The sequence below is a fragment of the Sphingomonas colocasiae genome (assembly GCF_019880585.1).
Classification (GTDB): domain Bacteria; phylum Pseudomonadota; class Alphaproteobacteria; order Sphingomonadales; family Sphingomonadaceae; genus Sphingobium_A; species Sphingobium_A colocasiae.
In genome coordinates this window covers 300,142-313,675 of the sequence record NZ_JAINVV010000009.1, presented here as the reverse complement: position 1 = coordinate 313,675, position 13,534 = coordinate 300,142, and the positions used below count along the sequence as shown (strand labels likewise).

Annotated in this window: 12 protein-coding genes; 7 read left to right on the top strand and 5 right to left on the bottom strand. The window is 67.2% G+C overall.

What is annotated here, in order from left to right; all coding sequences use genetic code 11:
* The first annotated feature begins 69 nt into the window (after nucleotides 1-69).
* Genes ftsE through K7G82_RS20110 form a run of 4 tightly spaced genes read left to right on the top strand, consistent with a single transcriptional unit; the run spans nucleotide 70 to nucleotide 2,897 of the window.
* A complete protein-coding gene (gene ftsE, locus K7G82_RS20125) occupies nucleotides 70-789 on the top strand; it encodes a cell division ATP-binding protein FtsE (protein WP_222991714.1) in 720 nt (239 codons plus the stop codon).
* Complete coding sequence (locus tag K7G82_RS20120) at nucleotides 786-1,682, top strand: cell division protein FtsX (RefSeq protein WP_222991713.1); 897 nt, start codon at nucleotides 786-788, stop codon at nucleotides 1,680-1,682. Before ftsE ends, K7G82_RS20120 begins: the two co-directional genes overlap by 4 nt.
* On the top strand, nucleotides 1,679-2,209 hold the full coding sequence (locus K7G82_RS20115) for a YdcF family protein (RefSeq protein ID WP_222991712.1): 531 nt from the start codon (nucleotides 1,679-1,681) through the stop codon (nucleotides 2,207-2,209). Before K7G82_RS20120 ends, K7G82_RS20115 begins: the two co-directional genes overlap by 4 nt.
* Before the next feature lie 4 nt (nucleotides 2,210-2,213).
* On the top strand, nucleotides 2,214-2,897 hold the full coding sequence (locus K7G82_RS20110; protein ID WP_222991711.1) for a lysophospholipid acyltransferase family protein: 684 nt from the start codon (nucleotides 2,214-2,216) through the stop codon (nucleotides 2,895-2,897).
* A 25-nt stretch (nucleotides 2,898-2,922) separates the two neighbouring features.
* Here the strand turns inward: K7G82_RS20110 and K7G82_RS20105 are convergent, their stop codons facing one another.
* Nucleotides 2,923-3,831: a prephenate/arogenate dehydrogenase family protein gene (locus K7G82_RS20105; RefSeq protein ID WP_222991710.1), complete on the bottom strand. Its 909-nt coding sequence runs from the start codon at nucleotides 3,829-3,831 to the stop codon at nucleotides 2,923-2,925.
* Nucleotides 3,831-4,931 (bottom strand): histidinol-phosphate transaminase, encoded by a 1,101-nt coding sequence (gene hisC, locus K7G82_RS20100; protein WP_222991709.1) that lies wholly within the window; start codon nucleotides 4,929-4,931, stop codon nucleotides 3,831-3,833. The genes K7G82_RS20105 and hisC overlap by 1 nt, the downstream gene beginning before the upstream one ends.
* A gap of 75 nt (nucleotides 4,932-5,006) precedes the next feature.
* Here hisC and K7G82_RS20095 point away from each other — a divergent pair, with 75 nt between their 5' ends.
* A complete protein-coding gene (locus tag K7G82_RS20095) occupies nucleotides 5,007-6,566 on the top strand; it encodes a flavin monoamine oxidase family protein (protein WP_222991708.1) in 1,560 nt (519 codons plus the stop codon).
* A gap of 33 nt (nucleotides 6,567-6,599) precedes the next feature.
* Here K7G82_RS20095 and K7G82_RS20090 read toward each other — a convergent pair whose 3' ends face one another.
* Nucleotides 6,600-7,238 carry a TetR/AcrR family transcriptional regulator gene (locus K7G82_RS20090; RefSeq protein ID WP_222991707.1) on the bottom strand — a complete coding sequence of 213 codons (639 nt, stop codon included), beginning with the start codon at nucleotides 7,236-7,238 and terminating at the stop codon, nucleotides 6,600-6,602.
* 118 nt (nucleotides 7,239-7,356) lie between these two features.
* On the opposite strand from K7G82_RS20090, the gene K7G82_RS20085 reads away from it, so the two are divergent.
* Nucleotides 7,357-9,681: a TonB-dependent receptor gene (locus tag K7G82_RS20085; RefSeq protein ID WP_222991706.1), complete on the top strand. Its 2,325-nt coding sequence runs from the start codon at nucleotides 7,357-7,359 to the stop codon at nucleotides 9,679-9,681.
* Between the two features lie 181 nt (nucleotides 9,682-9,862).
* Nucleotides 9,863-11,062, top strand: a complete 1,200-nt coding sequence (locus K7G82_RS20080; RefSeq protein ID WP_222991879.1) for a spinster family MFS transporter — start codon at nucleotides 9,863-9,865, stop codon at nucleotides 11,060-11,062.
* Nucleotides 11,063-11,208: 146 nt separating this feature from the next.
* Here the strand turns inward: K7G82_RS20080 and K7G82_RS20075 are convergent, their stop codons facing one another.
* Both K7G82_RS20075 and K7G82_RS20070 read right to left on the bottom strand, forming a co-directional pair.
* A complete protein-coding gene (locus K7G82_RS20075; RefSeq protein WP_222991705.1) occupies nucleotides 11,209-12,774 on the bottom strand; it encodes a peptide chain release factor 3 in 1,566 nt (521 codons plus the stop codon).
* A gap of 8 nt (nucleotides 12,775-12,782) precedes the next feature.
* The gene (locus tag K7G82_RS20070) at nucleotides 12,783-13,526 is read right to left on the bottom strand and encodes an SDR family NAD(P)-dependent oxidoreductase (RefSeq protein WP_222991704.1); all 744 of its coding nucleotides are present in this window, start codon (nucleotides 13,524-13,526) and stop codon (nucleotides 12,783-12,785) included.
* Nucleotides 13,527-13,534: the final 8 nt, after the last annotated feature.

Here is a 13,534-nt window from a genome sequence, read left to right as displayed (position 1 = left end):
GCGATACCGCTGTGCGATGGCGGGCTTCGGGGTTGAACGGCAGGGTCAAAGGGAGCGTTTCGGGTCGCGATGGCGAGCATCGTGCAGTTCGAGAATGTCGGTCTGCGCTATGGCACGGGCGCGGAGACGCTGTCTGATGTCAGCTTCACGCTCAACACCGGCAGCTTCTATTTCCTGACCGGCCCGTCGGGCGCCGGCAAGACCTCGCTGCTCAAGCTGCTTTACCTCTCGCAACGGCCCAGCCGTGGCCTCATCCGGTTGTTCGGCGAGGATGCGGTCACCATGCCGCGCGCGCGCCTGCCGGCGCTGCGTCGCCGGATCGGCGTCGTGTTCCAGGATTTCCGGCTGGTTCCGCATCTCTCAGCTTACGACAATGTCGCCTTGCCGCTGCGCATCGGCGGCTATGAGGAGCGCGAGATCGAGACCCCGGTCAACGAAATGCTCGCCTGGGTCGGATTGAAGGATCGCGCGAGCGCGCGCCCGGCGACTTTGTCGGGCGGGGAGCAGCAGCGCGTCGCGATCGCGCGCGCGGTGATCGGCCGGCCCGAGATCCTGGTCGCGGACGAACCCACCGGCAACGTCGATCCCGACATGGCGGCGCGCCTGCTGCATTTGTTCGATGGGCTCAACAAGTTGGGCACCACCATCGTCGTCGCCACCCACGACATCCATCTGCTCAGCCGCATCCCCCATGCGAACATGATGCGGATCGATCGTGGGCGTCTGTCCGATCCCACCGGCGCGCTGCGCTATCCGCCGCGCCGCAGCGAGATGGGCGGATCCGAATGAGTTTCGGCTGGACGCCCTCGGCGGCGGATCGCCGGCTGCTGCCCGAAGGGCGGCTGGCGGGGCCGATGCCCTGGGTGATCGCGATCATGATGTTCCTGACGGTGCTGGCGGCGGCGGCCGGGCTCGGGCTCGGCGCGGCGGCACGCGCGCTGGGCGACGATCTGGCGGGCAAGCTGACGGTGCAGATCGTGGAGGCCGATCCGGTGATCCGCGATCGCCAGGCGACGGCGGTGGCCGCCGCGCTCGAACGGCTTTCGGTGGTGCGCACGGTCGACCGGCTCGGCCAGGCGGAGATGGCGGCGCTGCTCGAACCCTATCTGGGCGAAGGCGGGCTTGCCGGGGACGAACTGCCGGTGCCGGCGCTGATCGACGTCGTCCTGAGCGATGGCGGAGAGCGTGCGATGGCGGATGTCGCGGCCGCCGTGCGCACCGCCGCGCCCAAGGCGCGGATCGATCGCCATGCCCGCTGGCTGGCGCCGTTGACCGGGCTGATCGACTCGCTGCGCTGGCTGGCGATCGCGCTGGTGCTGCTGATGGCGGCGGCGACGGCGGCGGCGGTGGTGCTGGCCGCGCGCGCCGCGCTCAACACGCATCGCTTCACCATCGACGTGCTTCACCTGATGGGATCGACCGACACGCAGATCGCCTGGCTGTTCCAGCGCCGCATTGCGCTCGACGCGCTGTTCGGCGGCCTTGTCGGGCTGACATCGGCGATCGCTGTGCTCATGCTGCTCGGCGCCAGGGTGAGCGAGATCGGATCCGATCTGCTCGGCGCGGCCACGCTCGGCCTGCGATCCTGGGCGCTGATCCTGCTGCTGCCGGTCGCCGGTGCGATCCTGGCGATGCTGGCGGCGCGGATCACCGTGCTGCGTACCTTGCGGCGCATGCTGTGATCCGGCGTATCCTTTCGATCCTGCCCTTGCTGTGGGCACTGGGCTTCGCGCTGTTCGTCGTCGCGCTGCCCCAGCCGGCGCCCGACGGCGCGACCGACGCGATCGTCGTGCTCACGGGCGCCCCCGGGCGCATCGAGCGCGGGCTGGCGCTGCTCCAGGCGGGCCGTGCGCGCCGCATGCTGATTTCGGGCGTCAATCGCGATGTGCGGCCGCACGAGCTGGCGCTGGCGCAGAAGGTGCCGGCCGCGCTGTTCGACTGCTGCGTCGATCTGGGCCGGGAAGCAGTCGACACGCGATCGAACGCGCTCGAGACGGCGCGCTGGATCGAAGCGCGCCGCTATCGCACGGTTCGCTTTGTCACCACCGATTGGCATATGCGCCGTGCGCGCTACGAACTGGAGCGGGCGGTGGGGCCGGACGTCCAGATCGTCAGCGACGCGGTGAAAAGCAGGGCGGGTTTCTCGATGTTGTTCAAGGAATATCACAAATATCTGCTGAGCCGGCTCGGCGCACTGGTCGGGCTCTGAGACGATGCTGTTCCTGCGCTCGCTGCTGTTCGCGTTCGTCTTCTATATCGGCAGCGTCTATTATGTGTTGCGTGCGGCGGTGTTCAGCCGCTCGGAGGCGGGCGCGCGCCGCGCGGCCTGGCTCTGGGCGCGTTTCCATCGTCGCTGCGCGGAACGAATCCTGGGCATTTATACGCGGGTGGAGGGCGTGATCCCCGACCGGCCCGTGCTCTACGCCATCAAGCACGAATCGATGTACGAGACGCTGGAGGTCCTGCTGCTCATCGGTGAGCCGGCGGTGCTGATGAAGAAGGAATTGATCGACATTCCCTTCTGGGGCGGCGTCGCGACGCGCCACGGCGCGATCGCCATCGATCGGGCGGGCGGGGCAAAGGCGTTGCGCTCGCTCGTCGCGGCATCGCGCGCCGCCGCGGCGCGGGGCCGCTCGCTCATCCTGTTTCCCGAAGGGACGCGGGTGCCGCATGGCGAGCGCGCGCCGCTGCGCGCAGGCTTCGCCGGCCTCTATCGCCATATCGGCCTGCCGGTGGTGCCCGTGGCGCTCGACAGCGGCCGCTTGTGGCCGCGCCGCAGCTTCCTGAAACGGCCGGGGATCATCACCTTCCGCTTCGGCGACGTCATCGAACCGGGGCTGGACCGCGACGCCGCGGAAGCGCTGGTTCATGCGGAGATCAACGCGCTGAACCCCTGATCCACGATCCGGGCGCGTCCGGCCGCTATTCGTGGCTGCGTCCGAAATCCGGTCGTTCGTCGTCCTGGCCCTGCTCGATGATCGAGCGGCGGATCGCGCGGGTGCGGGCGAACAGGTTGAACAGCGTGTCGCCATCGCCCCAGCGGATTGCGCGCTGAAGCGCGGTGACGTCCTCGGTGAGCCGCTGCAGGATCTCGAGCACCGCCTCGCGATTGTTGAGGAACACGTCGCGCCACATCGTCGGATCGGATGCGGCGATGCGCGTGAAGTCGCGGAAACCGCCCGCCGAATATTTGATCACTTCGCCCTGGGTGACGTTCTCGAGGTCGGAGGCGGTGCCGACGATCGAATAGGCGATCAGGTGCGGCACATGGCTTGTCACCGCCAGCACCAGATCGTGATGCTTCGGGCTCATGATCTCGACATTGGAGCCGAGCTTCTCCCAGAAGGCGCGCACGCGTTCCGTTGCGGCTTCGGGCGTGTCGTCCTCGGGGGTCAGGATGCACCAGCGCCCGTGGAACAGCGTGGCGAATCCCGCTTCGGGCCCGCTATGCTCGGTGCCGGCGACGGGGTGGCCGGGCACGATCGTCGCGTCGGGCAATGCCGCGCGCAGCGCTTCGGCGACGCTCGCCTTCGATCCGCCGACATCGGTGACGATGGCGTCGGCGGGCAAGTCCGCCGCGAAGGATTCGGCGGCGGCGGCAATCGCGCCCACTGGCACGCACAGGATCACCAGATCGGCGTCGATCACGGCGGCGCCGGGCGTGTCGGTGACGTCGTCGCACAGATCGAGGCGGCGCACGGTCTCGCGCACCGCCGGATCGGCGTCATGGCCGGTCAGCCGCACCGTCGGCATATGGCTGCGCACCGCGCGCAGGATCGACGAGCCGATCAGCCCCAGCCCGATAACGGTGACGCGGGCGAAGGGCAGCATCAGCCGGCGGCCTCCGCCAGCGCGCGCAGCGCGTCGACCACGCCGCGCGTCTCTTCCTCGCTGCCGATGGTGATGCGCAGCCCGTGCGGCAGGCCCTGGCCGGGCAGCCAGCGGACGATGAAACCGCGCTCCATCAGCCCTTCATAGGCCCGCTCGGCGGTCAGCCGGCCTTCGAACAGCACCAGCACGAAATTGGCGCGTGACGGCACGGCGCGCAGGCCGGCATTGCCGAGTGCCGAGATCTGCGCGTTGAACCAGGTCAGCCATTCGGCATTGTGCGCGCGGCTGTGCGCGACGAAATCGGTGTCGGCCAGCGCCGCGATCGCCGCCTGCTGGCTTGCGGTGGTGATGTTGAACGGGGCGCGGATGCGGTTCATCGCGTCGATCACGTCCGCCGCGCCATATCCCCAGCCGATCCGCCCGGCCGCCAGGCCATAGATCTTGGAGAAGGTGCGCGTCACCAGCACATTGGGTGCGCTTCGCGCCAGTTCGAAGGCGCCATCGCGTTCGTCATCGGCCAGATATTCGGCATAGGCCTGGTCGATCACCAGCAGCACGTCGCCGGGCAGGCCTGAATGCAGCCGGGCGATTTCCTCGCGCGGCGTATAGGTGCCCGTCGGATTGTTGGGATTGGCGACGAACACGACGCGTGTCCGCTCGGTCACCGCCGCCAGCAGTGCATCGACATCGGTCGCATAGTCCCGGTCCGGCGCCACCACCGGCACCGCGCCGACGCGCCGCGCCGCGATGTCGTAGACCGAAAAGCCGTAGCGCACGTAAAGCACTTCGTCGCCCACGCCGGCATAGGCGCCGGCGGCAAGGTGCAGGATCTCGTCGGATCCGGTGCCATGGATCACGCGGGCCGGATCGATGCCGTGGTGCGCGGCGATCGCGTCGCGCAGCGCGGTCGCGTCCGCATCCGGATAGCGCGACAGGCTGCTCTGCTCCGCCTCGAACGCGGCGATCGCGCCGGCGCTGGTGCCGAGCGGATTTTCGTTCGAGGAGAGTTTGACCAGCTTGCGTCCGTCGTCGCTCGTCGAGCGGCCGGGCACATAGGGGGCGATCCCGAGGATCCAGGGCTTGGGTTGCGGTGCGATCATGCGCGAGCGCATGGCGCAATCGCGCGCGCCGCGCAACCATGCTAAGGCCATGCCGTCCGAAGGGGGAGAGCGGGAATGCGCGGTTCGGGACCATTGTGGCGGCTGCTGGGCGAGGCGCGCCGCGCCAATCTGGAAGATGTGGACGCACCGGCGCCGATCCGGGCACCCGAAGGCATCACCCGACGGCGCGCGCTCGCGGCGCTGGCGGCGGCGAGCGCCGTGCCGCTGATCGGCTGGCCGCAGCCCGTGCGGGCGCGCGAAGCCATGCGCGTCGTCGTGATCGGCGGCGGCCTTGCCGGGCTCTGTGCGCTCGACAGGCTCGTCGCCAACGGCATCGACGCGAAGCTCTACGAAGCGCGGGGCCGATTGGGCGGCCGCGTGCTGACCGCCAACAACGCGCCGGAGCCCGGCCTCAATATCGAGGACGGCGCCAACCTCATCAACACCGATCACGACGATATGCTGAAGCTGGCCGAACGCTTCGGCATCACGCTGATCGATCGCAAGCCGATGCATGCGCACAGCCGTTATGTGGTCGACGGCACGATGATGGACGATGCCGCGCTGGTCCGCGATCTCCGCGCGATCGCCGGGCAGATATCGAAGGACGCCGCCGCGCTGGACGGCAATTATGACGTCATGGCGCCGGCCTTCGACAAGCTCTCGGTTTCGCACTATCTCGACGGTCATCGCGACATGCTGACCCCGCATGTCCGCGCGCTGATCGAAGCGACGATCCGCACCGAATTCGGCGCGGAGCCGCATCAGGCCTCAGCGATCGAACTGCTGTTCAATCTGCCCGTCGTCGATGGGGCGCAGGCGGAACTGATCTCGACGAGCGACGAGCGCTATATCCTGACCGGCGGCTCCTCCAGCCTTGTCCGGGCCTTGTCGGATCCGCTGCAGTCGCGGATCGCGACCGGTCATGCGCTCGTCGCTGTCGAGCGCGCGGGCGCTCGCGTGAAGCTGCGCTTCGCCAACGGTGCCGTCGACGAGGCCGATCGGGTCATCATCACCGTGCCCGCGCCGCTGATGCGCACCATCGACTATGGCGATCTGCTGCCGGAAAGCTGGCGCACGCTGGTCGGCGAGATCGATTGCGGCCGCAACGAGAAGATCAATGCGGGCTATGCCCGGCGAAGCTGGGAAGCGCAGACCGGCCCGGCAGGCGCCGCCTGGGCGGTCGATACCAGGGGGCCGGGGGTGTTCTCCGAATTCTGGGACGCGAGCTCGGGCCAGCCGGGCGAGGCGGGGGTGCTGACCTGGTTCTTCGGTGGAGATCAGGTCGATGCGTTGCTGGCGGGCGAGGTGGATGCCGTGCTGCGCCGCGCCGAAGCGGCGATCGCGCCGGCGGTGCCGGGGCTTGCCGCGCGCACGATGCGGCGCACCGCTTGGGCGAAGGATCCCTTCGCGCGCGGCGGCTATTCCAATTTCGCGCCCGGCCAGTTGACGCGCTTCGCCGGCCATTTCTGGCTGGAAGAGGAAGGCGTGGTGACGCCGCCCGCGCCCGCCGGCCCGATCGTGTTCGCGGGCGAGCATCTGTCGGACGCCTTCCCCGGCTATATGAACGGCGGCGCGCAGACGGGCCGCCTCGCGGCGGAAGCGGTGCTGACCAGCCTGGCGGTGAAGGCGTGATGTTCTCCTGAAACCCTCCCCTTCAGGGCGGAATTAGTTCGGTGCCAAGCCTTTGCGCAGGATCTCGTTCGCGGTCGCCGCGACGTCTTCGGGGCTGACATCCTCGTCCCAGACGCCATAGCGCAGGCCCAGGAACACGTTCATGCCCATCACCGCCCAGGCATGGACCTCGCCGACATCGGCGCGGACCTCGCCGCGCGCGGCACCGGCCTGCAGGCGTTTCGCGATGCGCTCGACCGAGCTCGCATAATGCTGGCGATAGCTGTCGGGATCGACGAATTCGGATTCGTCGATGATCCGGTAGATTTCCTTGTGCTCGCGCACGAAGGTCAGGAAGGATTCCAGGCCGATCCGCTCGGCGTCGATCTCGTCGGTCGCCGCCTGTACGCGCGGGCCGACATGGTCACGCACCTGCGCGCTCATGTCGCGCACCAATGCTCGGAACACTTCGTCCTTCGAATCGAAATAGGTGTAGAAGCTGCCCAGCGCGACGCCGGCGCGACTGGTGATCCCGCTGATCGAGCCTTCGTGAAACCCCTTTTCGCCGAATTCCGCCGCCGCCGCGTCGAGGATCGCGCGCAGCGTCCGGCGCCCGCGCTCGGTGCGCGGCGTCTTCGCTTCGCTGGTCGGGGACGCTCCCACTGTGTCTTCGGCGCTACGCTCGCCCGACATTTTTTCCTCCCGTCATCAACCCAAGTTGAAACTTGGTTCAGGTTTCAGTATAGGCCCGTTTCGAGCCGGCACAACCCAGTAGAGGTTGAGCCATCTGTCATGGGGAGGAGTGAAAGCCATGTCCCGTATCGATCTGTCCACCCGCACATTGTTCAGCCTGGGTGCCGCCATCGCCGCGCTTTCGGCGCAACCCGCATTCGCCCAGGAAACCGCCGCCCCCGAAGCCACGGCCGAGGACGATGGCGGCGATATCGTCGTCACCGCGCGCCGCCGCGAGGAAAGCCTGCTCGACGTGCCGATCGCGGTCACCGCCTTTTCGGGCGCGCAGCTCGAACGTGCAGGCGCGATCGACATCACCGAAATCTCGAACGTCACCCCCAACACCACGCTCGAGAATTCGCGCGGCACCAATTCGACGCTCACCGCCTTCATTCGCGGCGTCGGCCAGCAGGATCCGGTTCCCGGTTTCGAAGCCGGCATCGGCGTCTATCTGGACGATGTCTATCTCAACCGGCCCCAGGCCGCGGTGCTCGACATCTACGACGTCGAACGCATCGAGGTGCTGCGTGGGCCGCAGGGCACGCTTTACGGCCGCAACACCATCGGCGGCGCGGTCAAATATGTGACGCGCGCGCTGCCGGACGAGACCCAGCTCAAGATCCGCGCCACTTACGGCACCTATAACCAAGCCGATCTGGTCGTCACCGCCAGCACGCCGATCAGCGATCTGATCCGCATCGGCGGCTCGGTCGCCCGGCTGTCGCGCGGCGGTTTCGGCGACAATCTCAACATTCCGGGCCTCGAGAACTACAACAAGGATGTCTGGGCCGGACGCGGCACGATCGAGTTCGGCGGCAACGGCGCGCCGGTGCTGATCCGCCTCTCGGGCGATTACACGCGCGACAAGTCCGATCCGCGCAACGGCCACCGGCTGATCCCGGGCCTCGTCTCGGGTGCGCCGGTGCTCGACAATGTCTTCGACACGCGCGCCGGACTCAACAAGCCGAAGCAGGATATCGAGGCTTATGGCCTCGCGATGAACATCACCGCCGAACTGAGCGACGCGATCACGCTGCGCTCGATCAGCGCCTGGCGCAAGGATCGCAGCTTCACGCCGATCGATTTCGACGCGCTGCCCTCGGTCGATGTCGATGTGCCCGCCGTTTATCGCAACGAACAGATCAGCCAGGAATTCCAGGTGCTGTACGAAAGCGAGCGGCTGCACGGCCTGGTCGGCTTCTATTATCTGGATGCCCGCGCCTCGACCTCGTTCGACGTGCTGCTGGGGCTGACCGGCGCGCCAATCGGCTTCCCCGGCCTTAACGGCTATACCGCCGGCGACGTGCGGACTGACACTTGGTCAGTCTTCGGCGATTTCACCTTCGACTTCACCGATCAGCTCAGCCTGTCGGTCGGCGGGCGCTTCACCAACGACAAGCGCAATGCCTTTGTCTACAAGGCGAACCGGATCACAGGCCTCTCGCCCGAATTCGGCGGCACGCTCGCGCCGATCGCGATCGCGGTGGCAACCAACTTCCGGGGCGAACGCACTTTCAAGGAATTCACGCCGCGCGCGTCGCTCAGCTTCAAGCCCGACGACGACAACATGGTCTACGCGTCCTATTCCAAGGGCTTCAAGGGCGGCGGCTTCGATCCGCGCGGCTCGGGCACGTCGGCACCGGCGAGCAATCCGGCCGCAGGCCAGACCTATCAGGACATCTACAATTTCCTCTCCTTCGATCCGGAAAAGGTCGATACCTATGAAGTCGGCTATAAGGGTTCGTTGTTCGATCGCCGCCTGACGCTCAGCCTGGCCGGCTTCTATTCGAACTACAAGGACGTGCAGATCCCCGGTTCGGTCGGCTGTCTCGTCGGTGGCCTGCCGGGCTTCTGCGGCATCACCACCAACGCGGCGAAGGCGACGATCAAGGGGCTCGAGCTCGAAGCGAACGCCGTGCTCGCGCGCGACTTCGCGGGCGCGGGATCGCGTTTCTCCTTCAACGGCGCGCTCGGCTATATCGATGCACAGTATAAGCGCTTCATCGGCCCCACCGGTGCCGATGTCGCCAAGCAGCGGACCTTCCAGAACACGCCGAAATGGACGGCATCGGGCACGCTCGCGGCCGGCATTCCCGCGATGGGCGGCATGGTCAATGCATCGACCACGCTTTCCTATCGCAGCCTGACCCATCAGTTCGAAGTGCCGATCCCGGCGCTAGACCAGCCCGGCTATGCGCTGTGGGATGCCAGCCTGGTCTGGACGTCGGACGACGATCGCTATTCGATCGGCGTTCATGGCAAGAACCTGACCGACAAGCGCTATATCACCTCGGGCTACAACTATATGAACGGCAATGTCTCGACGCTCGGCAAGGAAGGCGTGCTCACCGCCTTCTACGGCAATCCGCGTCAGGTGTTCGCCACCCTGGGCCTGAAATTCTAGGGTCCGAAGTTCTGATCAGGTCAGCCTCTCCCCCTGCCGGCGGGGAGAGGCGGGGAAGGGAAAGCGTGACGTGACCCACAAGGACTCCAGCGCTTCCTCTCCCGCCCCCGTGCCGGCCTCCCTGCCCTCTTCCCCGCAAGGGGAAGAGGGCGTTTCGCGCTATCGCTTCGCCGTGCTGGCGATGCTGCTGATCGTCTACACCTTCAATTTCGTCGACCGTCAGATCCTCGGCATCCTTGCCGGGCCGATCAAGGCGGAGCTCGGGCTCAGCGACACGCAGCTCGGGGTGCTCGGGGGCATCGCCTTCGCCGCGCTCTATTCGACGCTGGCAGTGCCGCTGGCCTTGCTGGCCGATCGCACCAGCCGCACCTGGGTGATCACCGGATCGCTCGCGGTATGGAGCGGCTTCACCGCCTTGTGCGGCATGGCCACCGGCTTCTGGCAGCTCTTCCTCGCGCGGCTCGGCGTCGGCGTGGGCGAAGCGGGCGGGGTCGCGCCGTCCTATGCCCTGATCGCCGATTATTTCCCGCCGCGCGAACGCGCCCGCGCGCTCGCCGTCTATTCGCTGGGCATCCCGCTCGGCGCCGCGCTCGGCGTGATGTTCGGCGGCTATATCGCGGCGCGTGTCGACTGGCGCGCGGCTTTCATCGCCGTGGGGCTGGCGGGCGTGCTCATCGCGCCGTTGTTCCGCCTGATCGTCCGCGAACCCGCACGTGCGCCGAAGTCGTCCCAGACGACTCCGCTCAAGGCGGTGTTTCCGATGCTCGCGCGCAAGCGCAGCTTCTGGCTGATGGCGCTCGGCGCCGCATCCAGCTCGATGCTGGGCTATGGCTTCGCCTTCTGGTTTCCCCAATTGCTCCAGCGCAGCTTCGCGCTCGATCTCGTCCAGACCTCGCAATTCTATGGCGGCGTGCTGCTGCTCGGCGGCGTCGCCGGCGTGCTTGGCGGCGGCATGATCGGGGATCGGTTGGGTGCCCGCGATCGCGGGCGGTTCGCGAGCATCCCGGCGCTCGCCTTCCTGCTGGCGGTGCCGTTGTTCGCCGCGGGCATCCTTTCGGGTTCGGTGGCGCTCGCCTTCGCGCTCTTCATCATACCCCAGGCGCTCGCCTATGTCTGGCTTGGCCCGGTGATCACCGCCGTGCAGCATCTCGTGCCGGCGGAGATGCGCGCGACCGCATCGGCCAGCTTCCTGCTGATCAACAATCTGGTGGGTATCGGCGGCGGCACCTTCGTGCTCGGTGCGCTCTCCGACGGACTGACCGCCAGCTATGGCGACGATGCGCTCAAGATCTCGATGCTGATCGCGCTGGTCTTCTACCTGATCGCGGCCCTGCTGATGGCGCTGGCGGCAGAGCCGCTCCGCGCGGACTGGGTGGATTAAAAATCCTCCCCATCTGCGATGGGGAGGGGGACCATGCCGATAGGCATGGTGGAGGGGACGGCGACGCAGTCGCCGCTACGCGGCTCTCCCCTCCACCACCCTTCGGGTGGTCCCCCTCCCCACGCTTCGCGTGGAGAGGATTGAGATCAGCGCTCTTTCGTCGCGCTGAAGCGAATGTCGGGATTGCGCTCCTGCACATAGCCGACTTCCCAGGCGCTCTTGGCCATGAACACCAGCGCGCCGTCGCGGTCGCGCGACAGCTGCGAGGAATTGATCGACGCAAAGGCCTTGATCGCCGCGTCGTCGCCAGCGATCCAGCGCGCCGTATCCCAGGGCGAGGGCTCCAGCCGCGCCGCCACCTTATATTCGGCTTCCAGCCGGCTCAGCAGCACTTCGAGCTGGAGCTGGCCGACGACGCCGACCACCCAATTCGATCCGATCTCGGGATAGAAGACCTGGATCACGCCTTCCTCGGAAAGATCGTCCAGCGCCTTGCGCAGCTGCTTGGTCTTGGTGGGATCGACCAGTGCGACGCGGCGCAGGATCTCCGGCGCGAAATTGGGCAAGCCGGTGAAGCGGATGCCCTCACCCTCGGTCAGCGTGTCGCCGACGCGCAAGGTGCCGTGATTGGGAATGCCGATGATGTCGCCCGGCCAGGCTTCCTCGGCAAGCTCGCGATCCTGCGCGAAGAACATGATCGGGCTGTGCACCGCGATCGGCTTGCCCGATCCCGACGGCGTCAGCTTCATGCCGCGCCGGAACTTGCCCGAGCAGAGCCGCATGAAGGCGATGCGGTCGCGGTGCTGCGGGTCCATGTTCGCCTGCACCTTGAACACGAAGCCGGTGACGCCCGCATGATCGGGCGAAACCGGCGCGGGCTCCGCCGGTTGCGGCCGTGGCGGCGGCGCGAAGCGGGCCAGCGCGTCGATCAGTTCGCCGACGCCGAATTCCTTCAGCGCCGATCCGAAATAGACCGGGGTCAGGTCGCCATGGCGATAGGCTTCGGGATCGAATTCGCCATAGCCGCCCACCGCCAGCTCGGCCTCCTCGCGCAGTCGCTCGAGGCCCTGCGCGGACAGCGCGTCGGCAAGCTTCGGATCGTCGAGGCCCGAAAAACTCGCGGTCTTGCCTTCGAACGCCCGGCTGTCGCCGCTCGGCTGCATCAGCCGGTTGGCATTGAGGTCGTAAATCCCCTCGAACAGGCCGCCCATGCCGACCGGCCAGCTCATCGGCGTCACGTCGAGCGCGAGCATGTCGGCGATCTCGTCGAGCAGCGCGAAGGCGTCACGGCCTTCGCGATCGACCTTGTTGACGAAGGTGATGATCGGCACCGAACGCAGCCGGCATACTTCGAACAGCTTGCGCGTCTGCGCCTCGATGCCCTTGGCGGCGTCGATCACCATCACCGCCGAATCGACGGCGGTGAGCGTGCGATAGGTGTCTTCGGAGAAATCCTCGTGGCCCGGCGTGTCGAGCAGGTTGAAGGTGATGCCTTCGCGTTCGAAGGTCATGACCGAGGATGTGACCGAGATGCCGCGCTGCTGCTCGATCTTCATCCAGTCCGATCGCGCGCGCCGGTTCGCGCCGCGCGCCTTCACCTCGCCGGCCAGATGGATGGCGCCGCCGAACAGCAGCAGCTTTTCGGTCAGCGTGGTCTTGCCCGCGTCAGGGTGCGAAATGATCGCGAAGGTGCGGCGGTCGGGTCGGTTCATCGGTGGAATCAGCTTTCGCGGTGAACGGCGAAGCCCGCAAAGCTCTGGTTCACGGGCATCAGTTCGATCGTGTTGATGTTCAGGTGCGGTGGCAGTTCGGCCACCCACAGCAATGTTTCGGCGATATCGCCGCCGGTCATCGGTCCAGCACCCGAATAGAGCGTGTCGGACGCCTGCTGGCTGCCGGTGCGGATCAGCGTGAATTCGGTTTCCGCCATGCCCGGCTCGATCGAGGTCACGCGCACGCCGGTGCCCGCCAGGTCCGAACGCAGGTTCAGGCTGAACTGGCGCACGAACGCCTTGGTGCCGCCATAGACGTTGCCGCCGGTATAGGGGTAGCTGGCCGCGACCGACGAGATGTTGATGATCGCGCCGCGCCGGGCGATCAGGCTCGGCAGCATCCGGTGGGTGATCGATGCCAGCGCCGTCACATTGGTGTCGATCATCGTCTTCCAGTTGGTCAGCGAGGCCGCCTGGGCGGGCTCGGTGCCCAGCGCCAGGCCGGCATTGTTCACCAGCAGGTCGATCTCGCCGAACCCTTCGGGCAGCGCATCGAGCGCCGCATCGCGCGCCGCTTCGTCGCGAACGTCGAAGACCGCGCCGTGAAAAGCCTCACCCAGCTCGGCCGCAAGCTGCTCCAGCCGGTCCGCGCGCCGGCCGGTGCCGACGACGCGCCAGCCCGCCTTCACGAAGGCGCGCGCCGCCGCCTCGCCGAAACCCGATGTTGCCCCAGTGATGAACGCCGTACGCATGGTTATTT

What these genes read in the sequence shown, in the direction of transcription:
- K7G82_RS20075 (WP_222991705.1), bottom strand. Translation starts at nt 12,774, where the DNA reads ATGAACCGACCCGACCGCCGCACCTTCGCGATCATTTCGCACCCTGAC.
- K7G82_RS20090 (WP_222991707.1), bottom strand. Translation starts at nt 7,238, where the DNA reads ATGTCGGGCGAGCGTAGCGCCGAAGACACAGTGGGAGCGTCCCCGACC.
- K7G82_RS20120 (WP_222991713.1), top strand. Translation starts at nt 786, where the DNA reads ATGAGTTTCGGCTGGACGCCCTCGGCGGCGGATCGCCGGCTGCTGCCC.
- hisC (WP_222991709.1), bottom strand. Translation starts at nt 4,931, where the DNA reads ATGATCGCACCGCAACCCAAGCCCTGGATCCTCGGGATCGCCCCCTAT.
- K7G82_RS20070 (WP_222991704.1), bottom strand. Translation starts at nt 13,526, where the DNA reads ATGCGTACGGCGTTCATCACTGGGGCAACATCGGGTTTCGGCGAGGCG.
- K7G82_RS20110 (WP_222991711.1), top strand. Translation starts at nt 2,214, where the DNA reads ATGCTGTTCCTGCGCTCGCTGCTGTTCGCGTTCGTCTTCTATATCGGC.
- K7G82_RS20080 (WP_222991879.1), top strand. Translation starts at nt 9,863, where the DNA reads ATGCTGCTGATCGTCTACACCTTCAATTTCGTCGACCGTCAGATCCTC.
- K7G82_RS20085 (WP_222991706.1), top strand. Translation starts at nt 7,357, where the DNA reads ATGTCCCGTATCGATCTGTCCACCCGCACATTGTTCAGCCTGGGTGCC.
- K7G82_RS20105 (WP_222991710.1), bottom strand. Translation starts at nt 3,831, where the DNA reads ATGCTGCCCTTCGCCCGCGTCACCGTTATCGGGCTGGGGCTGATCGGC.
- ftsE (WP_222991714.1), top strand. Translation starts at nt 70, where the DNA reads ATGGCGAGCATCGTGCAGTTCGAGAATGTCGGTCTGCGCTATGGCACG.
- K7G82_RS20095 (WP_222991708.1), top strand. Translation starts at nt 5,007, where the DNA reads ATGCGCGGTTCGGGACCATTGTGGCGGCTGCTGGGCGAGGCGCGCCGC.